Genomic DNA, 23,379 nt, shown 5'->3' on the forward strand with positions numbered 1-23,379 from the left:
CTTACTCGCCGTGGCCGGCGGGGGCGCCGGCGGCCGGGATGGCGCCGCAGCGCACCGGCACCAGCACGTCGCCGGGGCGCAGGCCGGAGAGCACCTCGATCCCGCCCCCGGTCCTCCCGGCGTCCCCTTCGCCCACCCAGGCGCCGGTCTGCACCACCGCCACCCGGCGGCCCTCCAGGCACACCGCGGTGACGCCGTGGCGGGTGGTCAGGTAAGCCGGCGGCACCACGTAGGCCATGCGCTCGCCGGTGACGATGTCCACCCGCGCGCGCTCGCCGACGAAGTAGCCGCCCAGGCCGTCCACCGCCACGTCGGCGATGACGCGCCCCTGGTCCAGCTCCGGATAGACCTTGACCACCCGGCCGTCCCGCCAGCCGTCCCCATCGGCCGCCGGGCCGCGCGGCCCGGACGGGTCCAGGCCGCGCGGCCCCACCCGCACCGCGTCGCCCACGCCGATGAAGCGGGCGTGGCGCTCGGGCAGGCGCAGGCGCAACAGGTAGCGTTCGGTGGCCACGCGGGCGATGGCCTCGCCGGGCAGCACCACGCTGCCATCGGAGACCAGCACGTCCAGCACGCGGCCCTCGCCCGGCGCCCGCACCGCGCCCTCCGAGACCTGCTGGCGCAGCACCTCCAGGTCGGAGGCCAGCGAGTCGCGCTGACGCTCGGCCACCTCCAGGGCCGTGCGCGCCTCGTCCAGGCGGCTTTGCGGGGCCGCCCCCTGGGCGCGCAGGCGCTCGGCCCGGGTCAGGTCGGTGCGCGCCTGGGAGACGGTGGCCGCCTGGGCCTCCAGCCGCGCCTCCAGGGCCTGGATGCGCGGCGCCATCTTGTCGTCGACCACCAGGGCCAGGCGCTGGCCGTCCCCAACCGCGTCGCCCTCGTCCACCGCCAGGTCGTGCACCGTGCCGCCCAGCCGGGCGCGGGCGGCGAGCACGTCCACGCTCTCGACGGTGGCGAACACGGCCTTGCGGTCGACGATCACCTGCGGGTGGACCTCCAGCGCGTCGCCGGCCCGGGCCGGCCCCGCCAGGGTCGCAAGCATCACGGGAGCGAGGAGCAGGGCGGCCAGGACCTCCGGACGGCGCCGGGAAAGACGGAGATGACACATGGAAAAGCGGCTTTCGGTGGTGGAGACGGGCGCGGGTGGATCCCTTTTCGTGTTGACATAATATTAGTATATGCTAATTTAATCAACATGAATGTGGACCGCCTGCACGCTCACACCGCGCGCGCCGCGGCGTTGCTGAAGGCCCTGGCCAACGACCGGCGCCTGAGGATCCTATGCACGCTGGCCGACGGCGAACGCACGGTGGGCGCGTTGGAGGCTACGGTGGGCCTGGGCCAGTCGGCGCTGTCCCAGCACCTGGCGCGGTTGCGGCGCGAGGGACTGGTGGCCACGCGGCGGGAGGCGCAGCACATCCACTACCGGCTGACCAGCCCGGAGGCCCAGGTGATCATCGACGCCCTGGCCAACCTGTACTGCCCCGGCGACGACGACCCCGCGCCGAACACCTGAACCAACCCAAGGAGACCGCTGATGTCCATCGACCGCATCGTTATGGCCTTCGCCGGCACCGTCGTGCTGGTCACCGTGTTGATCGCCATGCTCACCCCGTACACTTGGGTGCTGTGGCTGACCGCCTTCGTGGGCGCCAACATGCTGCAGGCGGCGTTCACCGGTTTCTGCCCGCTGGCGATGATCCTCAAGAGGATGGGCGTGAAGCCGGGCGTGGCGTTCGGGTAGCCCCCCCGCCCGACCGTGTCCCGGCGCGGCCGCGCCGGGAGGTCCACCGTTGACCTCCAACCCGTCCGGCGGCACGACCCTTGGATGATCCTCCCGTTGCGCGCACGTCCCCGGACGGCGGGCGCGGACGATGCGAATGCGGCGTGGCGGTCCACGCGGGCACTGGCCACCGCCGGTCCGCCATGCGACAAGACCGGCCAGCGTTTCCCATCGTCCGAGCCCGCCGCCATGTGCCCCGCGACTCCGTCTCCCGTCACCGTCCGCTTCGCCCCCAGCCCCACCGGCCTGCTGCACGTGGGCAATGCCCGCACGGCGCTGGTCAATGCTTTGTTCGCCCGCCGTGCCGGGGGGCGGGTTCTGCTGCGCTTCGACGACACAGACGCCGGGCGTTCACGCGCCGACTACGTGGAGGCCATCCGCCGCGATCTCGCCTGGCTGGGGGTGACCTGGGACAACGAGGTGTTCCAGTCTGCGCGCGCCGATCGCCATGCCGAGGTCGTCGCCCACCTGAAGGGCACGGGACGGCTGTACGCCTGTTACGAGACCCCGGAGGAGCTGGAGTACAAGCGCCGCCGCCAGCGCGCCCAGGGCCGTCCGCCGATCTATGACCGCGCCGGGCTGGCGTTGACCGACGCCGAGCGCGCCCGCCTGGAGGCCGAGGGTCGCCGCCCCCACTGGCGCCTGAGGCTGGATCCCGAGGACATCCGCTGGGACGACCTGGTGCGCGGCCCCTGCCACTATGACGCCGCCCACCTGTCCGACCCGGTGCTGGTGCGGGCCGACGGGACGCTGCTGTACACCCTGCCGTCGGTGGTGGACGACCTGGACCTGGGCATCACCCATGTGATCCGGGGCGAGGACCACGTGGTCAACACGGCGGTGCAGATCCAGCTTTGCCGGCTGCTGGGCGGCACGCCGCCGGTGCATGCCCATCTGTCGCTGTTGACCGACGCCGCCGGGGGCGGCCTGTCCAAGCGGCTCGGCAGCCTCTCGCTCGCGGATCTGCGCGACGACGGCCTGGAGCCCCTGGCGGTGGCGGCGCTGCTGGCGCGCCTGGGCACCTCCGACGACATCGCGCCGGTGGCCGACATGGCCGCGCTGGTCGCCGGCTTCGACATCGCCCACTTCGGCCGCGCGACACCCAAGTTCGATCCGGCGGACCTGACGCGCCTGAACGCCCGGCTGTTGCACGGGATGGCCTACGCCGACGCCCGGCCGCGCCTGAAGGCCCTGCGGGTGGATGGCGGCCCGGCGTTCTGGGAGGCGGTGCGCGGCAACCTGGAGCGTTTGGCCGACGCCGCCGAGTGGCACGCGGTGGCCTTCGGCGACATCGTGCCCCGAGGCGCGTCGGCCGAGGACGCCGGCTTCCTGCGCACGGCCCGCGAGGCCCTGCCCGAGGAGCCGTGGGACGCGGACACCTGGCGCGCCTGGACCGGGGCGCTGAAGGCGGCCACCGGACGCAAGGGCAAGGGGTTGTTTCGCCCGCTGCGGCTGGCGCTCACCGGCCGGGAGCACGGCCCGGACCTGGCCGCCCTGCTGCCGCTGATGGGCCGGGCGCGCGCCCTGGACCGCCTGGCGCGGGCGGCCCTGGCGGCGGATGGTCATGTCCGGTCACCGTCCATCACCCACGGCCCACTGTCCGACAAGGGGACTTCGGCATGACGTCCTTGACCGCCTGTGCCGCGTTTCCGAGCCTGGTGGTGCTCGACCACCCGCTGATCCAGCACAAGCTGACCCTGATGCGGTGTTGCGACACCTCAACCCGCACGTTCCGTGACCTGCTCCGGGAAATCTCGCTGCTGATGGGCTACGAGATCACCCGCGAGTTGCCGCTGGACCACGGGCCGATCGAAACACCGGTGGCGGCCATGGACCGGGCGCCCCGCATCGCCGGCAAGAAGGTGGCGGTGGTGCCCATTCTCCGCGCCGGGACCGGCATGGCCGATGGCCTGCTGGAGCTGATGCCGTCGGCGCGGCTGGGGCACATCGGGCTGTACCGCGATCCGCTGACGCATCGCCCCATTGAGTATCTGGTGAAGCTGCCGCCGGTGGCGGGGCGGCTGTTCCTGGTGACCGACCCCATGCTGGCCACCGGCAACTCGATGGCCCATGCGCTGGACGTGCTGAACCGCAACGGGGTGCCGGACAGCAGCATCCGGGTGATGGTCCTGGTGGCCGCCCCCGAGGGGGTGCGCGTGGTGCAGGAGACGCATCCCACGGTGCCGGTGTTTACGGCGGCCCTGGACGAGCGCCTGGATGACCACGCCTACATCATCCCCGGCCTGGGGGACGCGGGGGACCGGCTGTTCGGGACGAAGTAATACCGGCGACGGATGACTCACACTCATCCGCCGCCGGTATAAGCCTGTCCGGGAATCCCTGCGGGACGTGTCAGGAGGCCCCCATGCGCACCGGAAACCTGTTCCTGGGGATCGCGCCGCCGTGCCTGTGGCTGGCGGTGCATTGGGGAACGGCGCCTGAGGGCGGGGACGTGTGATCAGACCGACCTAAAGCGTTCCCTGAAGATACTGCAAGGTCGTCACCGTGGCCCCGACCATGCCGGCGCACAAGCCGAAGATGGCGATGACGGTGCCGATGACGAAGCCTCGGGAGGGCTTCTCAGCCAACTGTGCTTTGAGCGAGGCGACGTCCTCGCGAATTGAGTCTTGCCCGACTCGCAAATCCGTCAACGCCGCCTTGATCTCATCCAGATCGCGGCGGACATAGGTGAACTCGGTCTCCAGGCGGGTGACGCGCGTTTCCATGTCGCCTCCGTCGAGTCCATCACTCCCGGTGCCCTTGCCGTCCGGTGCGGCGGGCGGTCGCCTGGACAGGCTGTCATGATGGAGTCTACCCACGCATCGCCTCCGCAACAACCGGCGTCAATCGCATCGCTGTTCTTGATACGAGATGATCCGTCCGAATGCACGTATTTTGATTCTGCGTGGTGGACCATGGGGCGCGGCGGTTGCGGCAAACGGCCCGGGGCGGTAAGACCGGGGCCGGATCACGCTCCCATGGGACTCCGCCGCCATGTCCAGTACGCCGACGCTGTCGCTCCACGACACCATGACCCGCGCGAAGACGCCCTTCGCGCCGCTGGATCCGGACCACGTGCGGCTCTACGTCTGCGGCCCCACCGTCTACGACCGCGCCCACGTCGGCAACGCGCGGCCGGTGCTGGTGTTCGACGTCCTGTTCCGGCTGCTGAAGCGGCTCTATCCGCGCGTCACCTACGTGCGCAACATCACCGACGTGGACGACAAGATCAACGCCCGGGCCCGGGACAGCGGCCGCTCCATCGGCGTCCTCACGGCGGAGACCACGCGCCTGTTCCACGAGGACATGGCCGCCCTGAACGCCCTGCCGCCCACGGTGGAGCCGCGCGCCACCGAGCACATCGGCGACATGATCGCCCTGATCGAGACCCTGATCGCCCGGGGCCACGCCTACGCGGCCGAGGGCCACGTGCTGTTCGCGGTGGGCAGCATGGCCGACTACGGCCGGCTGTCGGGGCGCTCCCGCGACGAGATGATCGCCGGCGCCCGGGTCGAGGTGGCCCCCTACAAGCGCGATCCGGGCGACTTCGTGCTGTGGAAGCCGTCGGCCGACGACCTGCCCGGCTGGGACAGCCCCTGGGGCCGGGGCCGCCCCGGCTGGCACATTGAGTGCTCGGCCATGAGCGCGCGCCACCTGGGCAAGAGCTTCGACATCCACGGGGGCGGTCAGGACCTGGTCTTCCCCCACCACGAGAACGAGATCGCCCAGAGCACCTGCGCCCACGGTCCCGGCACCTTCGCCCGCTACTGGATGCACAACGGCTACCTGATGGTCGAGGGCGAGAAGATGTCCAAATCCCTGGGCAACGTCTTCACCGTGCGTGACCTGCTCGACCAGGCGCCGGGCGAGGCCATCCGCCTGTGCATGCTGTCCACCCACTATCACCAGCCGCTGGACTGGACCGCCGAGGGCCTGAAGGGCGCGCGGGCGGCGCTGGACCGGCTGTACACCGCGCTGCGCGGCGCCGCCGACGTGCCGGTGACGGACACGCCGGTGCCCTCCGGGGCGATGATGGCCGCCCTGTGCGACGACCTGAACACGCCCCGGGCCATCGCCCTGCTGCACGAGACGGCGGGCGCGCTCAACAAGGCCACCGACCCGGCGGAGCGGGCCCGCCTGAAGGGCGAGATGCTGGGAGCGGGGGCGATTCTCGGCGTGCTGGACCAGGATCCCGACGCGTGGTTCCAGGGCGAGGATGCCGGCGACGGCCCCTCGGCGGAGGCCATCGAGGCGCTGATCGCCGAGCGCAAGGCCGCCCGCAAGGCCCGCGACTTCGCCCGCGCCGACGCTATTCGTGATGACCTCGCCGGACGGGGTGTGATCCTGGAGGACGGTCCCCAGGGCACCACCTGGAAGCGGGGGTAGGGGCCTTCGCCGCGTCCGTGGCCATGGCGCGCGGCTCATCTCCTTACCGGGCGACGCGCGCGGCGCGCGGCGTCCGTCGCCCTACCCGGTGGCCGCGAACCGCGTCACGCCGTCCGTGCCCATGATACGCCGCAGCCGGCCCCGGGCCTCCAGGTGATGCAGGTGGGCCAGGGTCTCGCCCAGGGCAAAAAAGAACTGGTGGTCGTCCAGCGCGCGCTTGAACAGGCGGGGCAGCATCGCGGCGGCGCTCAGGGGCGCGGCGCGGCATTCGGCCTCGGTTTCGTCCAGGCGGGCGTCATGGTGATGCGACAGCACCTCCAGGCGCGCGTGCAGGCCCCGGAACGGCAGGCCGTGCGAGGGCAGCACCAACAGGTCGTCCGGCAGCAGGGCGCGCCAGCGCGTCAGGCTGTCCAGGAACAGGGACAGCGGGTCGGCCGTGGGTTCGGTGGGCCAGACGCTGACGTTGGGGCTGATGCGCGGCAGCACCTGATCGCCGGAGATCAGCAGGCCCAGGTCCCGGCACCACAGGCCGGCATGCTCGGGGGCGTGTCCGTGCCCCACCACCACCCGCCAGTCATGGGCGCCGATGGGCAAAACCTGGCCGTCCATGAGCCGCGTCAGCGCGTAGGGGTGGGGCGTGACGCGGCGGCGGTAGACGTTGCCCCGCGTCTCCACGAGCGCGAGGTCGTCCGGCGCGCACCCGGCGGGCCGGTAGAGGGCATGGCACAGGGACGTGAAGGTCGCGTCGCTCATGGCCGCCAGTTGCCGCCCGAAGGCCCACTCGCCCAGCGGCGCCCACAACGGCACGTCCAGGCGCCGGGTCAGCCAGCCCGACAGCCCCATGTGGTCGGGGTGGAAGTGGGTGCAGATCAGGCGCCGCACCGGCCGTCCCGCCAGCGGACCCGCGAGCACCTGGTCCCACAGGGCGCGGGTGGCGTCGGTGGCGATGCCGGTGTCCACCAGGGTCCAGCCGTCGCCGTCCTCCAGGACCCACAGGTTGATGTGGTCGAGCGCGAAGGGCAGCGGCATGCGCAGCCACAGCACGCCGGGGGCCACCGCGGCGACGGCGCCGGGGGGCGGCGGGTCCGGGTATGGAAACGTCAGGTCGTCGGCGGCCGGCGGGGGGATCCGTTGGGTCATGCCTCCGGGCATAGCGCGCTTCGCCGGGCTTCGCAAGCGGGCGGGCGGAGGATATGCTCCGCGCCATGACCACACCCGTGGAGGATCCCGCCGGGCCGCTGCGCATCGGCATCGACCTGGGCGGCACCAAGATCGAGGGCCTGGTGCTGGACGGCGCCGGGCGGCATCGCGCGCGCCGGCGCGTGCCCACGCCGCGCGGCGACTACGAGGCGACGGTCCGGGCGGTGGCGGATCTGGTGGCGACCCTGACGCGGGCGGCCGGCGCCGACCCGACCGTCCCGGTGGGGGTGGGGACTCCGGGTACCATCTCGCCGACCACGGGCCTGATGAAGAACGCCAACTCCACCTGGCTGATCGGCCGGCCGCTGGACCGGGATCTGGCCGTCGCGCTGGGCCGGCCGGTGCGCCTGGCCAACGATGCCGACTGTTTCGCCCTGTCGGAGGCGACCGACGGCGCCGCCGCCGGGGCACGGGTGGTGTTCGGGATCATCCTGGGCACCGGCGTGGGCGGGGGCGTGGTCGTGGACGGCCGTCCGATGACCGGCCCCAATGCCACCGGCGGCGAATGGGGGCACAATCCCCTGCCCTGGCCCGCCGACGACGAACGGCCGGGGCCGGCCTGCTATTGCGGCCTGTCGGGCTGCATCGAAACCGTCCTCAGCGGCCCCGGGCTGGCGGCCGACCATGCCCGCGTCACGGGGACGACGCTGGAGGGGCCGGAGATCGCCGCCCGCGCCGAGGCCGGCGACGCCGCCTGCCGGGCCACCCTGGCGCGCTATGCCGACCGCCTGGCGCGGGCCACGGCCACGATCGTCAATGTGCTGGATCCGGACGTGGTGGTGCTGGGTGGCGGGCTGTCCAACCTGAGCGTCCTGTATCAGGCGGTGCCGGCGCTATGGCCGCGCTGGGTGTTTTCCGACACCGTGGCCACGGCCCTGCGACCGCCGGCCCATGGCGATTCCAGCGGTGTGCGCGGCGCCGCCTGGCTGTGGCCGGCCGACCAGGGCGCGGGGCCATCGGCCGCGCCGGTCAGCAGCCGCCGTCCGTGACCGGTGTCAGTTCCACCAGGCTGGCGCGCAGGGCCATGGTGCCGAAGTCCTGAATCACCTCCTCGGCCACGCCGTTGGTGTGGTAGCGCAAGCGGACCTCGTATTCGGGCAAGGTCGTGTTCTCGTCCGGCGCGAAGAAACTGAGCACCATGCGCCAGGACGGGCCGGCGAGAAGGGCCGCCTCGGGCAGTTCCGAGACCGTGCCGGCGGGCACCGACTCGGCGATCACCGCCGTGGCCTGCATGGCGCCTTCGGTCTCCGAGCCGTCGAACATGGGCACCGTGAACAGGCGCCGGCCCTCGGCGGCGGCGCGCAGCACCGCCAGCGTGTGCTCGCCGGGCAGCATCACGGGTGCCTCCAGGTCCAGATCCTTCTTCTCGGGGTGGGTGAAGTGGGCGACGCCACGCCGCCCGCCCTCGCCGGCGGCCATCTCGGCGCGGCCGTCGATGATCTCCTCCACCTGGCCATCGCGCTCCGAGCGGATGCGGAAGCGGTAGCGGTCGGCGGCCTTGCTCTCCCAGGATATGAACGTCCAGTCGCTGAGGACCGGGTCTCCCTCCTTGTGGAACAGGGCCAGCTCGGTGCGGCTTTCCATGGCCCAGCCGTCACAGGTGTCGGTGAGGCGATAGGCCATGGTGCCGTGGACGTTGACCAACGGGCTGCCGGGGGCGCGCCGGATCAGGCGCATCTCGTAGCGGGCCTCGTGGGGGGCCAGGGTGATGGCCGGCGCCGTCTCTCCGTTCGGACCCGGACCGGTCGAGGCCGCCTCCTGGGCCGAGGCCGGTGTGGCGGTGCCAAGGACCGTCAGGGTCAGGGCCAGCAGGGCGGCCCCCGTCGCGATCCACCCCGCGTGCCGATCCCCGAGGGCGGGCGCGGTCGGGGACTGGGGCCGGATCGGACGGTTGGTGGCCGAACCATGCGGGCGCGGCGGGACGAGGAGCATGCCAGGGAACTCCCAAGCCTGAGAAGCGAAACGGGTGGGCGCGTCCTCCCAAGGTGGGGGAACGAGGCCACACTGTCCATCCTGCGCAAGGCTCTGTGGTGGGAGTAAGGCGCGGGGCCGGAGCCAGCTCCCACGATCAGGCCAGGGCCGCCAGGCGCGTTCGCGCCCGCTTCAGGCTGCCGGCGTTCTCGGCGGCGCGGGCGGGGTCCCAGCCGTTGGCGTCGCGAACGAAGGCGGCGAGGCGCGCGTTGTATCCCGGTCCGACGCGGGCGGTCCGGCGGGGATCCGTGGGCAGCAGATCCGCCCTGACATCCTTGCGCGCATATCGTCGGACCAGGCCGAGGAGCGTTTCTTTCGGATCGTCCAGGCCCTCGACATCCTGGGGTACCTTGAGCCTGGGAATGCCCGTGACGGCGGCGAACCCCGCCCGGTCGGCCATCAGCCATGCCTCCACCTCACGCACCGCGACCCGGAACAGCAGGCCATCCGGCACCGATCGGCCCTTGCACCAGGATCCGATGAGGGTCGGCGGGCACGCGACCGTATCGAGGTCCGTCAGCAGGACGACCGGATACGTCCGGGCCATCTCCATGAACTTGGCGATGTTCGCCTTCAGGTACCCCGACCCCTTTCTGCCCAGCGGAGGCGGGATGTGGACATCCGGGATGGCCTCCCGGACCAGACGGTCGGCGACAACCTCGCTGAGGGGGTCTTCCGTGGCCAGGTGCACGACGGTCATGGGTCGAGGCTTAACCGCTCGATGTCGTCGGGGCGCGTGCGTGGCAACACGGCCTCGGCAATGGAAAACCCGGCCTTGAGGGCGTTGAGTTCGGCGTCCGTTGGCGGCTCGATCTCCGAGCCCTCCTTGCCGGACGCCAGCCGGACCACGCCGCCGACGTCGATCCCGGGGTTGCTCAGCATGGCTTCGCTGTGGGTGCTGATGATGATCTGGCGTTTGTGTTTCGCCTCGCGCTGGGCCCGGGCGATCAGGGCCGGAAGTTGCTCCACCACGGCGGTGTGCAGGGACAGTTCCGGTTCCTCGATCAGAAGGGGCCCCTTGCCGTCCAGGAGAGACCAGAGAATGCCGAGCAGCCGCAGCGTTCCGTCCGAGAACTGGTCTTCCCGCTGCCATGCGCCTTGCGGACGATGGTGCTCGTACCGCGCCTGGATATGCGGGCGCCCGCGATCGTCGCGATCGAACGCCAGGGCCTTGAACTTCGGCACCGCGATCCGCAGGGCCTTTTCGATTCTCCTGAAGCGCGAGGCTCGCGTCTTGGTCGGGGTGTCGGCGATCCGTTCCAGGAATCCCTGGCCGAAGGGATCGTCGTCCAGCCGGTTGCCGCCGATCTGGTCCCCGTATTTCAGCAACTGGGGGACCAGATGCAGGTAGGTGACGCTGGCGAACTGGTCGGCCAGGACCCGGAAGCGCGCGTTCGACCGTGTCTGCTCCAGATGGGTTTCCGTCAGCAGAAGGGGGTCCTTGGCGTCATCGTCGTCCGGGCGGTCGAGAACGGCCCGTCTGCCCTTCCGGACCTGCTCGACCGTGACGACGGGGCGCTGCGCGCCCGTGCCCTCGGACTGAAAGCCCAAGATGTACGTCCACGTCGGGCCGGGGGCTTCCAGGGTCTCGGACAGTCCGATCTCGATGCGAACCTCCGAATCTCGTCTGGCGTGGAGACAGCGGACCTTCTTGATCCCGCCCCGCACTGCCATGGCCTGCTGCAATCCCCCGCCCGTCGGCTTGGAGATATCGCGCAGGAACCGGAACACATCGATCAGGTTCGACTTGCCCGACGCGTTGGGCCCGATGAGGTAGGTGACCGGTTGCGTCAGGTCAAACGCGGCCTCGCGGAAATTGCGCCAGTTCTTGATCTTGACGTGCGTGATGACCATGCGGGCGGCCCGGTGCCAGACGACAAAGGGTCCGCTGGAGGCGACCAACGGACCCTTTCAGATCTACGCGTCCGTGTCCGGCACGGCAAGGCGGCCGCGCCGGCGCGCCCGCCTTACCCCATGGCCGTCCTCAGGCCCCGGTCCAGCGCGTCCAGGAATTGGGTGGTGGTCATCCAGGGCTGGTCCTTGCCGATCAGCAGCGCCAGGTCCTTGGTCATGTGGCCGGCCTCGACGGTGTCGACGCAGACCTTTTCCAGGGTCTCGGCGAAGCGCACCACCTCGGGCGTGCCGTCGAAGGTGCCCCGGTACTTCAGGCCCTGGGTCCAGGCGAAGATGGAGGCGATGGGGTTGGTGGAGGTTTCCTGCCCCTTCTGGTGCTGGCGGTAGTGGCGGGTGACGGTGCCGTGGGCGGCCTCGGCCTCCACGGTCTGGCCGTCGGGGGTCATCAGCACCGAGGTCATCAGCCCCAAGGAGCCGAACCCCTGAGCCACGGTGTCGGACTGCACGTCGCCGTCGTAGTTCTTGCAGGCCCAGACGAAGCCGCCCTCCCACTTCATGCAGCAGGCGACCATGTCGTCGATCAGGCGATGCTCGTAGGTGATGCCGGCGGCGTCGAAGCGGTCCTTGAACTCGGCGTCGAACACCTCCTGGAACAGATCCTTGAAGCGGCCGTCGTAGGCCTTGAGGATGGTGTTCTTGGTGGACAGGTACACCGGCCAGCCGCGCGTCAGGCCATAGCTCATGCAGGCCCGGGCGAAGCCGCGAATGGACTCGTCCAGGTTGTACATGGTCATGGCGATGCCCGAGCCGGGGAAGCCGAAGACCTCCCTGGTGATCGGCTGGCCGCCGTCGTCGGGGGTGAAGGTGACGCTGAGCGTGCCCTTGCCCGGCACCAGGAAGTCGGTGGCCCGGTACTGGTCGCCGAAGGCGTGACGGCCGATGACGATGGGCTTGGTCCAGCCCGGCACGTAGCGCGGCACGTTGGCGCAGATGATGGGCTCGCGGAACACGGTGCCGCCCAGGATGTTGCGGATGGTGCCGTTGGGCGACTTCCACATCTCCTTCAGGCCGAACTCCTCCACCCGGTCCTCGTCGGGGGTGATGGTGGCGCATTTCACGCCGACGCGATGCTGCTTGATGGCGTTGGCGGCGTCGATGGTGATCTGGTCGTTGGTCTCGTCGCGCTTCTGGATGCCCAGATCGTAGTACAGCAGATCCACGTCCAGGTAGGGCAGGATCAGCTTGTCCTTGATGAAGGACCAGATGATGCGGGTCATTTCGTCGCCGTCGAGTTCGACGACCGGATGGGCGACCTTGATCTTGGTCATGCGCAGGGACTCCCCGTCAGCAGTGGCGTTCAGGCGTCCGCGGGGGTGTGCCCCCAGGGAGGAACGGAGGCCGTGACCGGGCCGATGGGCCGGATCTGGCGACGGACGCGGCACCATGGCAGGCCAGGGACCCCAAGGCAAGGCCACAGTCGCGCGGTTCGCCGGGCACGCGGGGTCGCCCGAGTGGCCGCCCGAGTGGCCGCAGAGTCGGTCATGCGCCTGTTTCCGGGGGGTGTCAACGCCGCGCGTCGCTCGTTTTGGATGCCGGGCATCCGTGGGGAAACCCGCCGGTCTGGCGCAGCGCCTCGCCGGCCACCATGGCGGCGGCCAGCACCACGTTGAGCGAGCGGGCGCCCGGGGCCATGGGCACCGTCACCCGGGCGTCCACCGCCTGATGCACCGCGTCCGGCACGCCGGCGCTCTCGCGCCCCAGCAGCAGCACGTCGTCGGGCCGGAAGGCGTGGTCCACGTGGGCGACGGCCCCGCCCGTGGTCAGCAGCACCAGGCGGGCGCCGGCCAGATCGGTCGCCTGGCGAAAGGCGTTCCAGCCCGCATGGCGGCGACAGGACGCGGTCTCCAGGTAGTCCATGCCGATCCGACGCAGTCTTTTGTCGTCCCACAGAAAGCCGCAAGGCTCGATGATCTCCACCGGCAGTCCCAGGCAAGCGCCCAGGCGCAGCACGGCGGCGGTGTTCTGCGGCATGTCGGGTTGGAACAGGGCCAGACGCATGGTGGCAAAAAACCAGGATCACGAGAGGGTTAAGACAAAATCATTGGTTTTTTTTGTCCTTTTCAAGGCTAAGGATATGGATTATAAGCCCCACAACCGCCGAACATCGCCCATGGGCCACGTCTGTTCTGCTGCCGGAACCATGATGTGGGGCGTGTCTGGGGGACCCAATCCGTTACGGGTTCGTTGTCACCGGGCTCACTCGGATGTTGAGTGGGCGCGGACGGGTTGTCACGGTTTGGACTGACACACGCCGATCCGAAGGGGGAGGGAGCGTGCTGTCCTCGTATGCCGCTCCGTAACTCATTGAAGAGGTTTCATTGCAATGTCCGAAACGGCTCACTCGGCTGGAACCGGCGGCGACACCAGTCGTCGAGACATGTTGCTGTACGCCAGCGTCGCATTGGGAACCGTCGGTACCGCCCTGGCGGTCTGGCCCTTCCTCGACAGCATGAATCCGGCCAAGGACGTGCTGGCCCTGGCCTCGATCGAGGTGGACCTGTCGCCGATCCAGGAAGGTCAAGCCATCACCGCCGTCTGGCGCGGCAAACCCGTGTTCATCCGCCACCGCACCCCCGCGGACATCGAACAGTCCCGCGCCGTTGAAGTCTCCAGCTTGCGTGACCCCCAAGCCGACGAAGACCGGGTGATCAAGGACCAGTGGTTGGTCATGATCGGTATCTGCACCCATCTGGGCTGCGTTCCGAAAGGTCAGAAGCCCGGTGATCCCAAGGGAGACTACAACGGTTGGTTCTGTGTCTGTCACGGGTCGCATTACGACACGGCGGGCCGCATCCGCAAGGGCCCGGCGCCCCTCAACCTGCCGGTCCCGCCGTACGACTTCCTGGATGAGACCAGCATCCGGATCGGCTAGGAGCACAGTGATCCATGAGCACCACCCCTGACCCTGTGTGGAGCAATCGAGCCATTAAGTGGTTCGATCGCCGCCTCCCGCTTTTCACGATGATGCACAAGGAGTTGATCGTCTATCCGACTCCTCGGAACATCAACTACTGGTGGAACTTCGGTTCGCTGGCCGGTGTCGCCCTGGTCATCATGATCTTGACCGGCATCTTCCTGGCGATGTTCTATACGCCGCATGAGGACATGGCGTTCGCCTCCATCGAACGCATCATGCGCGAGGTGAACTACGGCTGGCTGATCCGCTTCCTGCATATGAATGGCGCCTCGATGTTCTTCGCGGTGGTCTACATTCATATCCTACGTGGGATGTACTACGGATCGTACAAGGCCCCCCGTGAACTGCTCTGGATCATTGGTGTCGTCATCTACATCCTGATGATGGCCGCGGCGTTCCTGGGTTACGTGCTGCCGTGGGGGCAGATGTCCTTCTGGGCCGCCACCGTGATCACCAGCCTGGTGACGCCGCTCCCGTTCGGCGAGACGATCGCGATCTGGCTGTGGGGCGGCTACTCGGTGGACAACGACACCCTGAAGCGCTTCTTCTCGCTGCACTACCTGGTGCCGTTCCTCATCTTCGCCTTTGTGTTCCTGCACCTGTGGGCATTGCATACGACCAAGTCGAATAATCCGCTGGGCGTGGAAATCAAGAAGCCGGCCGACACCCTTCCGTTCCATCCGTACTTCACGGTCAAGGATTCGGTCACCCTGGGTGCGTTCCTGTTCCTGCTGTGCTACTTCGTTTTCTTTGCTCCGAACTACTTCAACCACTCTATCAACTATGTCATGGCCGACCCGCTGGTCACGCCGGAGCATATTGTCCCTGAGTGGTACTTCCTGCCCTTCTACGCCATCCTTCGGGCGATTCCGGACAAGCTGATGGGCGTGGTGCTGATGTTCGCGGCCATCCTGGTCTGGGCCGCGCTGCCCTGGCTGGACACCTCGAAGGTGCGCAGCGGCCGCTTCCGCCCCACGTTCCGCATCTTCTTCTGGATCTTCGTCGCCGATGCGGTGCTGCTGACCTACCTGGGCGCCATGCCGGCCGAGGGCATCTACGTGACCCTGGGTCAGTTCGCCACGGCCTGGTACTTCATCCACTTCCTGGTCGTCCTGCCGATCCTGGGCAAGGTGGAGAAGACCGAGCCGGTCCCCGAAAGCATCAGCGCGGCCGTGAGTGCCGAACATCAGAAGGAGGCCTCGGCATGAGCGGCCTGAAAGGTATCATCGGCGCGGCCGCGGTCGCCGTGGGTCTGGTGGCGGGCGCGCCCGCCGCCCTGGCCGCCGGCGGCGGGCATGGGCCGGAACTGAAGCATCAGTCCTGGACGTTCGACGGTCTGTTCGGCCGTTACAGCGAAAAGCAGTTGCGCCGGGGCTGGGAAGTCTACGAGGGTATCTGCAAGTCGTGCCATACGCTGGACTACATGCACTACCGGAACCTGGAGCAGATCGGCTACACCGAGGACGAGGTGAAGGAGATCGCCGCCCGCTTCGAGGTGCAGGACGGCCCGGACGAGTGGGGCGACATGTTCATGCGTCCGGCGACGCCGCTGGACGGCTTCGCCGAGCCCTACGAGAACGACGCCATCGCCATGCTGGCCAATGGCGGCGTGGTGCCTCCCAACCTGTCGGTGATCACGCGCGCCCGCGATCATGGCGCGGACTACGTCTACAATCTCCTGCTGGGATATGAGGACGAGGTGCCGGAGTGGGCCACCGAGGCGGACCCCACGTTCTCGCTGGCGCCGGGCAAGTCGTTCAACACCTTCTTCCCGGGGTATGCCATCTCGATGCCGCAGCAGCTGTTCGAGGGCATCCTGGAGTACTCCGACGGGACCGAGGCGACGCCTGAGCAGATGGCTAAGGACGTGAGTGCCTTCCTGCAATGGGCCGCCGAGCCCGAACTGGAGGAGCGCAAGGGACTGGGGCGGATGGTGCTGCTGTTCCTGATCGTGCTCACCGGTGTGCTCTTCGCCTACAAGCGGGAGCTGTGGAAGGACGCCCACTGACGGGTGCTCTCCCCCTCCCGAGGGGGTGAAGATCCCAACACGCGGGGCCGTTCCGTCTCAGGATGGAGCGGCCCCACGCGTGTCCGGGGTGGCGAGGGTGACATGGCATGACTCGGTCCCGACCGTCCGACCTGTTTCCCATGATGGCCCAGGCGCTGGAGGAGGCCCGCGCCGCCGCCGCCCGCGACGAGGTGCCGGTGGGCGCTGTGCTGGTGGACGCCCGCGACGGGCGGCTCCTGGCCCGCGCCGGCAACCGGGTGGAGGGGGACCGCGACCCCACCGCGCACGCCGAGATGCTGGTGCTGCGGGCCGGGGCGGCGCGGCTGGGCACGCCGCGCCTGGCCGGCTGCGATCTCTACGTCACCCTCGAACCCTGCGCCATGTGCGCCCAGGCGATCGCCCTCGCGCGGGTCCGCCGGCTGGTGTTCGGGGCCTATGATCCCAAGGGCGGGGGCGTCGAGCACGGCGCCCGGGTGTTCGATCACGCCACCTGCCATCACCGGCCGGAGGTCATCGGCGGCGTGCGCGAGGCCGAGGCCGGGGACCTGCTGCGGCGCTTCTTCCAGGCGCGGCGATAGCCGGTCCAGGACCGCCGGGCGCCCGCCCCGGCGACGCGGGGCGGGCGGTGGCGCGGGAGGGCAGGGGTCAGCCGACCAGGGCATAGGTCGCGTAGGCCGCGCCCAGGGCCGGGACGGCGCTGTACAGGGTCGCCACGAAGGCCGCCTTGGGCGCCACGGCGATCGCCGGGAACAGGGCATCGCCATCGTTGGACAGGGCATTTCCCAGCTGCGCCGACAGCGGGGCGATGTCCGCCAGATAGAGGCTGGTCACCAGGATCTGGGGACCGCAGCCGGGAATAAGCCCGATCGCCACGCCGATCGCCGGCACCAGCGGCGCGGCGACCGCGAACCAGTGCGCGAGGTCGAGGGCGAGGGCCTGCACCACCACCTCGAAGCCGACAAAGGCGAACACCACCCATCCCGTCACGAAGCACGTGGTGGCTACCACCGGCCGCAGGTCGAGGCGCCCCCGAGGCGACTCCGCGCCGACCTCGCCGCCGCGCCCGACCAGCACCCACAGCGCCAGCGACAGAACCGCGCCCGCGACCCCCAGCGCGGCGCCCGGGGCGACGCCCAGCACGGGCGCGATCCAGGCGTCCGGGTCGACCTGGAAGGACAGCATTGCCCCCAGCACCAGCCCCGGTCCGAGCACCAGCAGCCACAGCCGGCGCAGGCCGGCGGCCAGCCGTCCCTCGGCGTGGTCCGCGTTCGCCGACGGGCAGCCGCCGGGGCAGGCGGGACCCGCCATGGCGGCGTCCGGGGCCGCTCGCGGACGCATGAAGTCCGGCCCGTGCAGGCGGTCGACGGCGAGCCCGGTGAGGATGCCGACCACCACGCTGACCGCGACGATCAGACCAGCCGTGGCGGGCGCCTGGGCGAGCAGCAGGAACATGGCGTCGCCCATGGTGGCCGTCAGGGTCGCGACCACGCCCCCCATGCTGAGGTGTCCGCGCGTGTACTGCGTCAGCGCGACGATGGCGCCGCCACAGCCCGGAAAGGCGCCCAGAAGGGCGGCGATGGGCACCTGCCAGCGCTGGTGCCGGTGCAGCAGCGCGCTCAGGTCGAGGCCCAGGCGGCGTTCCAGCAGCAGCAACAGGAGCAGGGTGCCGGCCACGTAGACCGATACCGCGAGATAGGCATCGGCCAGCGACTCGTGCAGGATGGCGGCGCCGCCGGGCACCGACAGGGCGGCGCCCACCAGGGCGGCGAGCGCAAGGGCCCGGCGGACGGGGCCGGAAACGGGCGGCAGCCGGCCGGGGCGGGGCAGGCCGCCGGACCGGAAGGGAAGGGAGGCGATCAGGGCGGACATGGCGGGGGGCCTTCTGGAATGGGGCACCCGTGAGGGCGCGGCCAAATTTGCAATTGCGACTTAGTCGCATTTATAGGCCGTTTGACCCTACCCCGCAATCCAATTTTTCTTCTATGATTGACCGCGTGATCTCATCGCCTTCCACCCTCACGGGTGCCCGGCGCCGCGTTGCTTCCCGGGTCGGCCCGTTTCCCGCGTCTTCCGTGCGGAGGGATTCCATGCCGTCGTCCTTCATGGACCCCGATCCGGCGCGGCCGGACCCGACCGACGCCGCCCTGGCGGACGCCGGCCTGCGTCTGGTCACCGATGGGGACCTGCGGGCCTGGGGTCACGGCTTGGTGCGGCGGGCGCTGGCGCCGCCCGGGCGTGGCTTGGTGGTGACCGAGGCGGCGGCCACGGCCCCGACGCTGCGGGGCCTGGCCCTGACCATCGCCGCCGCCGATGGGGTCGCCCTTCTGCTGTCCGCCGGCACCGCCTGGATGCTGGACACCGCCGAGAGCCTGACGGACGCCGTGGTGTCCCGCTGGCCGGATCTGCATCACCGTCATGCGATTCTGCGCCTGGCCGTGCACGAGGCCCTGGTGAACGCCGCCCTGCACGGCTGCTTCGGCATTCCGCCCGACCTGCGCGACCGGCCGGAGGGCTGGCTCGCGCATACGGCGGCGATCGAAGAGGCGTTGGCCGACCCGGCGCGCAGCCTGCGCCCGCTGCTGGTGGGCGCGGCGCCGGATGCGACCGGAGAGGAATGGGCGGTGTGGATCGCCGACGATGGCCCGGGCTTCGACGCGGCGACCGCGGATGCGCCCGGGGCCGACCCGCCCGCCGGGGGCGACGTCAAGACGCACGCCTTGCGTGGGCGCGGCCTGCGGCTGATGCGCACGGCGGCCGACGCCATCGCCTGGCGGGACGGCGGCCGCCAGGTCTGCATGACCCTGCGTCGGGCGCCCGGGTGAGGGGCGGGCGGTCCGGCTTCAGTGCCGGAAGTGGCGCATGCCCGTGAACACCATGGCCAGGCCGGCGTCGTTGGCGGCGGCGATGACCTCCTCGTCGCGGACCGAGCCGCCGGGCTGGATCACGGCCGTGGCGCCGGCCTCGGCCGCCGCCAGCAGGCCGTCGGCGAAGGGGAAGAAGGCGTCCGAGGCCACCACCGATCCCCGGGTCAGGGGCTCCGCCATGCCGGCGGCCTCGGCGGCGTCCTGGGCCTTGCGGGCGGCGATGCGGGCACTGTCGACGCGGCTCATCTGGCCGGCGCCGATGCCCACCGTGGCGCCGCCCTTGACGTAGACGATGGCGTTGGACTTGACGTGCTTGCACACCCGGAAGGCGAGCAGCAGGTCGGCCAGCTCGGCCGGCGAGGGGGGGCGCTGGGTGACCACCGACAGGTCGTCCTCGGTCACCAGGCCGGCGTCGCGGGACTGCACCAGCAGCCCCCCGGCCACGGAGCGCACCGTCAGCCCGGGGGTGGACGGATCGGGCATCACCCCGGTGATCAGCAGGCGCAGGTTCTTCTTCGCCGCGAACACGGCGCGGGCGGCGTCGTCGGCGTCGGGGGCGATGACCACCTCGGTGAAGATGCGGGTGATGGCCTCGGCGGCGGCGCGGTCCAGGGCGCGGTTGACGGCGACGATGCCGCCGAAGGCGCTGACCGGGTCGCAGGCCAGCGCGCGCTCATAGGCGCCGGCCAGGGTTTCCCCGCGCGCCACGCCGCAGGGGTTGGCGTGCTTGATGATGGCCACGGCGGGGTCGGAAAACTCGCTCACCAGTTCGAAGGCGGCGTCGGTGTCGTTCAGGTTGTTGTAGGACAACGCCTTGCCCTGCACCTGGCGGGCGCTGGCCACGCCCGGCCGCGCCAGCCCGTGGACATAGAAGGCGGCCTGCTGGTGCGGGTTCTCGCCGTAGCGCAGGGTCTGCTTCAGCCGGCCGGCGGAGACGATGTGACGCGGGATGGTCTCGCCCACCTGCTCGGCGAACCAGCGGCTGATGGCGCCGTCGTAGGCGCCCGTGCGGGCGAAGGCCGCCGCCGCCAGCCGCTTGCGCAGGGCCGCCGACACCGCGCCGGCATGGGCCTTCAGGTCCTCCAGGAGACAGGCGTAGTCCTCCGGGTCGGTCACCACGGTCACGCCGGCGTGGTTCTTGGCGGCGGCGCGGATCAGCGCCGGCCCGCCGATGTCGACGTTCTCCACGCAGGTGGCGAAGTCGGCGCCGCGGGCCACGGTGGCCTCGAACGGATAGAGATTGACCACCACCAGGTCGATGGGGGCGATGCCGTGGTCGGCCATGGCCGCCTCGTGCGCCGGATTGCCGCGCATGCCCAGGATACCGCCGTGAATGGCCGGGTGCAGGGTCTTGACGCGACCGTCCAGCATCTCCGGGAAGCCGGTGTGGTCGGCCACCTCGACCACCGGCACGCCGGCGGCCTCGATGGCCTTGGCGCTGCCGCCGGTGGACAGGATCTCTACGCCATGGGCGTGCAGGGCGCGGACCAGATCGGCCAGGCCGGTCTTGTCGGAGACCGAGATCAGGGCGCGGCGCAGCGTGACGGGCGTGTCGGCGGTGGCGGGAGCGGGAACGGCGACGGTGGTGGGGGCGGACACGGGCGGGATCTCCAGGCGGGCTGTCACGCGGGCGCACAGCGAAACGATCAGGACCAAAACGGGAGGCGATGCATAGCATGGCGGCCGGCGAGGGGGGAAGCGGTGCGGACACGGTCGGCACATGCGGCGGGCCATGCGGTGCGGTCAGCACCGGGGCTGACGGGGAGCGCGGGACTCAGCCGCGCGCCTGCGGCATTGTTTCCACGCCGCCCCCCATGGCATGGTGGGCGGCCCGGCGGTCCCGGCGTGGGACGGCACACTCTCCCTGACAAGGCGTTTTTCGGCGATGACCAGCACGCGTGTCCATCTGTTCGACAGCACCCTGCGCGATGGCGCGCAGACCCATGGCGTGGACTTCTCGGCCGCCGACAAGACGGCCATCGCCCGGGCGCTGGACGACCTGGGCATCGAGACCATCGAGGGCGGCTGGCCCGGCGCGAACCCCACCGACGACCGCTTTTTCGCCGCCCCCCCGCACCTGACCCGCGCCCGGCTGGCGGCCTTCGGCATGACCCGGCGCCCGGGCCGCAGCGCCGACAACGACCCCGGCCTGCGCGCGTTGCTGGAGGCCGACGCCCCGGTCGCCGTGCTGGTGGGCAAGAGCTGGGACTTCCAGTGCCGCGTCGCCCTGGGCGTGGAGCCCGAGGAAAACATCCGCATGATCGCCGACAGCATCGCCCTGATGGCGCGCGAGAAGGCGGAGGCGATGTATGACGCCGAGCACTTCTTCGACGGCTACGCCGACAACCCCGCCTATGCCGTGGCCTGCGTCAAGGCAGCCCTGGATGCCGGCGCCCGCTGGGCGGTGCTGTGCGACACCAACGGCGGCACCCTGCCCCATGACGTCGAGCGCATCGTGTCCGAGGTGGTCGCCGCCGGGGTCCCGGGGGAGCGCCTGGGCATCCACTGCCACAACGACACCGACAACGCCGTCGCCAACTCGCTGGCCGCCGTGCGCGCCGGCGTCCGTCAGGTCCAGGGTACCCTCAACGGCCTGGGCGAGCGCTGCGGCAACGCCAACCTGATCTCGCTGATCCCCAGCCTGGTGCTCAAGATGGGCATGGACGTGGGCCTGGGGCCGGACGACCTGGCGCGCCTGACCGAGGTGTCGCGCGCGCTCGACGAGCGCCTCAACCGCGCCCCCGATGCCCGCGCGCCCTATGTCGGCGACTCGGCCTTCGCCCACAAGGGCGGCCTGCACGTCTCGGCGGTCGAGAAGGACCCGCGCTGTTACGAGCATATCGATCCGACGGCCGTGGGCAACCGCCGCCAGATCCTGGTCTCGGACCAGGCCGGCCGCTCCAACGTGCTGGCCCGCTTCCGCGAGATCGGCCTGGAGGTGGACCCCGACGACCCCAAGGTGCTGCGCGTTGTGGAAGAGGTGAAGCTGCGCGAGTTCAAGGGCTACGCCTACGACGGCGCCGGGGCCTCGTTCGCCCTGCTGGCCCGGCGGCTGCTGGACCACGTGCCCGACTACTTCCGCCTGGACGGCTTCCGCGTCATCGACGAGCGCCGCTGGAACGCCAAGGGCGAGCTGATCACGTTGTCCGAGGCGACCATCAAGGCGGTGATCCGGGGCGAGCGCCACATGGCGGTGGCCGAGGGCAACGGCCCGGTGAACGCGCTCGACGCCGCGCTGCGCAAGGTGCTCGTGCCGATCTACCCGCGTCTGGCCGACCTGCGGCTGGTGGACTACAAAGTGCGGATCCTCACCCCGGACGCCGCCACCGCCGCCATCACCCGGGTGATGATCGAAAGCGCCGACACCGGCGGCGAGCGCTGGACCACGGTGGGGGTGTCGTCGAACGTGATCGACGCGTCGTACAACGCGCTGCACGATTCGATCACCTACATGCTGTTCTCCGCCGAAACCGTGGCGACCGCCGACGCCGCCGAATGACCGGCGCCATGACGCCCCCGACCAAGGACCCAAACGCCCCCGCCGCCGACACGGCGCCGGCGTTCGTGCTGGTGCGCCCGCAACTGGCCGAGAACGTGGGCACGGCGGCCCGCGCCATGCTCAATTGCGGCCTGGACCGGATGCGCCTGGTGGCCCCGCGCGAGGACTGGCTGTCCGAAAAGGCCATCGCCGCCGCCTCGGGCGCCGAGATCGTGTTGCGCCACGCGCGCTGCTACGACAGCACCGAGGCGGCGCTGGCCGACCGTCATCGGGTGCTGGCCACCACGGCGCGCCGCCGCGAGATGATCAAGCCGGTGATGACGCCGCGTCACGCGGCCGGCGTGATCCGCGCCGCCGCCCAGGGCGGGCAGGCCACGGCGGTGCTGTTCGGACCGGAGCGCACCGGCCTGGAGAACGACGACGTCGCCCTGGCCGACGCCATCGTCGAGGTGCCGCTGAACCCGGTGCACCGCTCGCTCAACCTGGCCCAGGCGGTGCTGCTGGTGGGATACGAGTGGTTCCAGGCCGGCGTCGATCAGCCGCCGGTGGAGTTGCTGACCAACGGCGGGGAAATGGCCGACCGGGCCATGCTGCTGACCTTCTTCCGCCACCTGGAGTCGGAACTGGACGCCTGCGGCTTCCTGCGCAACGCCGACAAGCGCCCGGGCATGGTGCGCAACCTGCGCAGCCTGTTCGAGCGGGCGGAACTGACCCGCCAGGAGGTCCGGACCCTGCACGGCGTGGTCAAGGAACTGCGCTGGGGCCGCCGGCCGGACCGTCCCCGGCGCTCCGAGGGCGGGAGCCCGGATGACTGGGCGCGGGGGGAGGAGGGCTGACAAC

22 protein-coding genes and 1 pseudogene are annotated in these 23,379 nt (G+C 70.5%); 13 read left to right on the forward strand and 10 right to left on the reverse strand.

From position 1 onward, the window contains the following. Nucleotide 1: 1 nt before the first annotated feature. On the reverse strand, nt 2-1,105 hold the full coding sequence (locus tag GGD89_RS01165) for an efflux RND transporter periplasmic adaptor subunit (RefSeq protein ID WP_246422161.1): 1,104 nt from the start codon (nt 1,103-1,105) through the stop codon (nt 2-4). An 87-nt stretch (nt 1,106-1,192) separates the two neighbouring features. Here GGD89_RS01165 and GGD89_RS01170 point away from each other — a divergent pair, with 87 nt between their 5' ends. The 4 genes and pseudogenes from GGD89_RS01170 to upp all read left to right on the forward strand — a co-directional run bounded on the left by GGD89_RS01170 (nt 1,193) and on the right by upp (nt 4,062). Beyond that, complete coding sequence (locus GGD89_RS01170) at nt 1,193-1,513, forward strand: ArsR/SmtB family transcription factor (RefSeq protein ID WP_184042257.1); 321 nt, start codon at nt 1,193-1,195, stop codon at nt 1,511-1,513. 21 nt (nt 1,514-1,534) lie between these two features. Continuing rightward, entirely contained in the window at nt 1,535-1,741 is a 207-nt protein-coding gene (locus GGD89_RS01175; RefSeq protein WP_184042258.1) for a YgaP family membrane protein, read from the forward strand. A gap of 228 nt (nt 1,742-1,969) precedes the next feature. Beyond that, nucleotides 1,970-3,316 (forward strand): annotated as a pseudogene (gene gltX, locus GGD89_RS01180) (glutamate--tRNA ligase); the annotation flags it as partial. 83 nt (nt 3,317-3,399) lie between these two features. Continuing rightward, complete coding sequence (upp, locus tag GGD89_RS01185) at nt 3,400-4,062, forward strand: uracil phosphoribosyltransferase (protein WP_184042260.1); 663 nt, start codon at nt 3,400-3,402, stop codon at nt 4,060-4,062. 186 nt (nt 4,063-4,248) lie between these two features. Here upp and GGD89_RS01190 read toward each other — a convergent pair whose 3' ends face one another. Further along, nucleotides 4,249-4,506, reverse strand: a complete 258-nt coding sequence (locus GGD89_RS01190; RefSeq protein ID WP_184042261.1) for a hypothetical protein — start codon at nt 4,504-4,506, stop codon at nt 4,249-4,251. A 268-nt stretch (nt 4,507-4,774) separates the two neighbouring features. Between GGD89_RS01190 and cysS the strand changes: the two genes are divergently transcribed. Further along, the gene (gene cysS / locus GGD89_RS01195; RefSeq protein WP_184042262.1) at nt 4,775-6,166 is read left to right on the forward strand and encodes a cysteine--tRNA ligase; all 1,392 of its coding nucleotides are present in this window, start codon (nt 4,775-4,777) and stop codon (nt 6,164-6,166) included. 81 nt (nt 6,167-6,247) lie between these two features. On the opposite strand, the gene GGD89_RS01200 is transcribed toward cysS, so the two are convergent. Continuing rightward, entirely contained in the window at nt 6,248-7,306 is a 1,059-nt protein-coding gene (locus tag GGD89_RS01200) for an MBL fold metallo-hydrolase (RefSeq protein ID WP_184042263.1), read from the reverse strand. A 65-nt stretch (nt 7,307-7,371) separates the two neighbouring features. Here GGD89_RS01200 and GGD89_RS01205 point away from each other — a divergent pair, with 65 nt between their 5' ends. Then, nucleotides 7,372-8,355: an ROK family protein gene (locus GGD89_RS01205; protein WP_184042264.1), complete on the forward strand. Its 984-nt coding sequence runs from the start codon at nt 7,372-7,374 to the stop codon at nt 8,353-8,355. Here the strand turns inward: GGD89_RS01205 and GGD89_RS01210 are convergent. The 5 genes from GGD89_RS01210 to GGD89_RS01230 form a co-directional block, all read right to left on the reverse strand. Next, the gene (locus tag GGD89_RS01210; protein ID WP_184042265.1) at nt 8,336-9,298 is read right to left on the reverse strand and encodes an EipB family protein; all 963 of its coding nucleotides are present in this window, start codon (nt 9,296-9,298) and stop codon (nt 8,336-8,338) included. The genes GGD89_RS01205 and GGD89_RS01210 overlap by 20 nt on opposite strands. 136 nt (nt 9,299-9,434) lie before the next feature. Next, a complete protein-coding gene (locus tag GGD89_RS01215; protein ID WP_184042266.1) occupies nt 9,435-10,037 on the reverse strand; it encodes a hypothetical protein in 603 nt (200 codons plus the stop codon). Continuing rightward, a complete protein-coding gene (locus tag GGD89_RS01220; protein ID WP_184042267.1) occupies nt 10,034-11,191 on the reverse strand; it encodes an AAA family ATPase in 1,158 nt (385 codons plus the stop codon). The genes GGD89_RS01215 and GGD89_RS01220 overlap by 4 nt, the downstream gene beginning before the upstream one ends. 113 nt (nt 11,192-11,304) lie before the next feature. After that, nucleotides 11,305-12,519 (reverse strand): NADP-dependent isocitrate dehydrogenase, encoded by a 1,215-nt coding sequence (locus tag GGD89_RS01225; RefSeq protein WP_184042268.1) that lies wholly within the window; start codon nt 12,517-12,519, stop codon nt 11,305-11,307. 235 nt (nt 12,520-12,754) lie between these two features. After that, the gene (locus GGD89_RS01230) at nt 12,755-13,249 is read right to left on the reverse strand and encodes a tRNA (cytidine(34)-2'-O)-methyltransferase (RefSeq protein WP_184042269.1); all 495 of its coding nucleotides are present in this window, start codon (nt 13,247-13,249) and stop codon (nt 12,755-12,757) included. Nucleotides 13,250-13,574: 325 nt separating this feature from the next. Between GGD89_RS01230 and petA the strand changes: the two genes are divergently transcribed. The 4 genes from petA (at nt 13,575) to GGD89_RS01250 (ending at nt 16,754) form a co-directional block, all read left to right on the forward strand. After that, nucleotides 13,575-14,123: a ubiquinol-cytochrome c reductase iron-sulfur subunit gene (gene petA, locus GGD89_RS01235; protein WP_184042270.1), complete on the forward strand. Its 549-nt coding sequence runs from the start codon at nt 13,575-13,577 to the stop codon at nt 14,121-14,123. A gap of 14 nt (nt 14,124-14,137) precedes the next feature. Next, nucleotides 14,138-15,376: a cytochrome b gene (locus tag GGD89_RS01240; RefSeq protein ID WP_184042271.1), complete on the forward strand. Its 1,239-nt coding sequence runs from the start codon at nt 14,138-14,140 to the stop codon at nt 15,374-15,376. After that, nucleotides 15,373-16,176, forward strand: coding sequence for a cytochrome c1 (locus GGD89_RS01245; RefSeq protein WP_184042272.1), 804 nt, complete (start codon nt 15,373-15,375; stop codon nt 16,174-16,176). Before GGD89_RS01240 ends, GGD89_RS01245 begins: the two co-directional genes overlap by 4 nt. A gap of 107 nt (nt 16,177-16,283) precedes the next feature. Then, the gene (locus tag GGD89_RS01250; RefSeq protein WP_246422163.1) at nt 16,284-16,754 is read left to right on the forward strand and encodes a nucleoside deaminase; all 471 of its coding nucleotides are present in this window, start codon (nt 16,284-16,286) and stop codon (nt 16,752-16,754) included. A gap of 67 nt (nt 16,755-16,821) precedes the next feature. On the opposite strand, the gene GGD89_RS01255 is transcribed toward GGD89_RS01250, so the two are convergent. Further along, complete coding sequence (locus GGD89_RS01255) at nt 16,822-18,045, reverse strand: putative manganese transporter (protein ID WP_184042273.1); 1,224 nt, start codon at nt 18,043-18,045, stop codon at nt 16,822-16,824. A gap of 218 nt (nt 18,046-18,263) precedes the next feature. On the opposite strand from GGD89_RS01255, the gene GGD89_RS01260 reads away from it, so the two are divergent. Then, nucleotides 18,264-18,998 (forward strand): ATP-binding protein, encoded by a 735-nt coding sequence (locus GGD89_RS01260; protein ID WP_184042274.1) that lies wholly within the window; start codon nt 18,264-18,266, stop codon nt 18,996-18,998. An 18-nt stretch (nt 18,999-19,016) separates the two neighbouring features. Here the strand turns inward: GGD89_RS01260 and purH are convergent, their stop codons facing one another. After that, entirely contained in the window at nt 19,017-20,639 is a 1,623-nt protein-coding gene (gene purH, locus GGD89_RS01265; RefSeq protein WP_343058491.1) for a bifunctional phosphoribosylaminoimidazolecarboxamide formyltransferase/IMP cyclohydrolase, read from the reverse strand. A 286-nt stretch (nt 20,640-20,925) separates the two neighbouring features. Between purH and cimA the strand changes: the two genes are divergently transcribed. Both cimA and GGD89_RS01275 read left to right on the forward strand, forming a co-directional pair. After that, nucleotides 20,926-22,539 (forward strand): citramalate synthase, encoded by a 1,614-nt coding sequence (gene cimA / locus GGD89_RS01270; protein ID WP_184042275.1) that lies wholly within the window; start codon nt 20,926-20,928, stop codon nt 22,537-22,539. A gap of 8 nt (nt 22,540-22,547) precedes the next feature. Further along, entirely contained in the window at nt 22,548-23,375 is an 828-nt protein-coding gene (locus GGD89_RS01275; protein WP_184042276.1) for an RNA methyltransferase, read from the forward strand. Nucleotides 23,376-23,379: the final 4 nt, after the last annotated feature.

Origin of the sequence: Roseospira visakhapatnamensis, from assembly GCF_014197915.1 — a bacterium.
Lineage (GTDB): Bacteria > Pseudomonadota > Alphaproteobacteria > Rhodospirillales > Rhodospirillaceae > Rhodospira > Rhodospira visakhapatnamensis.

What these genes read in the sequence shown, in the direction of transcription:
- GGD89_RS01165 (WP_246422161.1), bottom strand. Translation starts at nt 1,105, where the DNA reads ATGTGTCATCTCCGTCTTTCCCGGCGCCGTCCGGAGGTCCTGGCCGCC.
- GGD89_RS01170 (WP_184042257.1), top strand. Translation starts at nt 1,193, where the DNA reads ATGAATGTGGACCGCCTGCACGCTCACACCGCGCGCGCCGCGGCGTTG.
- GGD89_RS01175 (WP_184042258.1), top strand. Translation starts at nt 1,535, where the DNA reads ATGTCCATCGACCGCATCGTTATGGCCTTCGCCGGCACCGTCGTGCTG.
- upp (WP_184042260.1), top strand. Translation starts at nt 3,400, where the DNA reads ATGACGTCCTTGACCGCCTGTGCCGCGTTTCCGAGCCTGGTGGTGCTC.
- GGD89_RS01190 (WP_184042261.1), bottom strand. Translation starts at nt 4,506, where the DNA reads ATGGAAACGCGCGTCACCCGCCTGGAGACCGAGTTCACCTATGTCCGC.
- cysS (WP_184042262.1), top strand. Translation starts at nt 4,775, where the DNA reads ATGTCCAGTACGCCGACGCTGTCGCTCCACGACACCATGACCCGCGCG.
- GGD89_RS01200 (WP_184042263.1), bottom strand. Translation starts at nt 7,306, where the DNA reads ATGACCCAACGGATCCCCCCGCCGGCCGCCGACGACCTGACGTTTCCA.
- GGD89_RS01205 (WP_184042264.1), top strand. Translation starts at nt 7,372, where the DNA reads ATGACCACACCCGTGGAGGATCCCGCCGGGCCGCTGCGCATCGGCATC.
- GGD89_RS01210 (WP_184042265.1), bottom strand. Translation starts at nt 9,298, where the DNA reads ATGCTCCTCGTCCCGCCGCGCCCGCATGGTTCGGCCACCAACCGTCCG.
- GGD89_RS01215 (WP_184042266.1), bottom strand. Translation starts at nt 10,037, where the DNA reads ATGACCGTCGTGCACCTGGCCACGGAAGACCCCCTCAGCGAGGTTGTC.
- GGD89_RS01220 (WP_184042267.1), bottom strand. Translation starts at nt 11,191, where the DNA reads ATGGTCATCACGCACGTCAAGATCAAGAACTGGCGCAATTTCCGCGAG.
- GGD89_RS01225 (WP_184042268.1), bottom strand. Translation starts at nt 12,519, where the DNA reads ATGACCAAGATCAAGGTCGCCCATCCGGTCGTCGAACTCGACGGCGAC.
- GGD89_RS01230 (WP_184042269.1), bottom strand. Translation starts at nt 13,249, where the DNA reads ATGCGTCTGGCCCTGTTCCAACCCGACATGCCGCAGAACACCGCCGCC.
- petA (WP_184042270.1), top strand. Translation starts at nt 13,575, where the DNA reads ATGTCCGAAACGGCTCACTCGGCTGGAACCGGCGGCGACACCAGTCGT.
- GGD89_RS01240 (WP_184042271.1), top strand. Translation starts at nt 14,138, where the DNA reads ATGAGCACCACCCCTGACCCTGTGTGGAGCAATCGAGCCATTAAGTGG.
- GGD89_RS01245 (WP_184042272.1), top strand. Translation starts at nt 15,373, where the DNA reads ATGAGCGGCCTGAAAGGTATCATCGGCGCGGCCGCGGTCGCCGTGGGT.
- GGD89_RS01250 (WP_246422163.1), top strand. Translation starts at nt 16,284, where the DNA reads ATGACTCGGTCCCGACCGTCCGACCTGTTTCCCATGATGGCCCAGGCG.
- GGD89_RS01255 (WP_184042273.1), bottom strand. Translation starts at nt 18,045, where the DNA reads ATGTCCGCCCTGATCGCCTCCCTTCCCTTCCGGTCCGGCGGCCTGCCC.
- GGD89_RS01260 (WP_184042274.1), top strand. Translation starts at nt 18,264, where the DNA reads ATGCCGTCGTCCTTCATGGACCCCGATCCGGCGCGGCCGGACCCGACC.
- cimA (WP_184042275.1), top strand. Translation starts at nt 20,926, where the DNA reads ATGACCAGCACGCGTGTCCATCTGTTCGACAGCACCCTGCGCGATGGC.
- GGD89_RS01275 (WP_184042276.1), top strand. Translation starts at nt 22,548, where the DNA reads ATGACGCCCCCGACCAAGGACCCAAACGCCCCCGCCGCCGACACGGCG.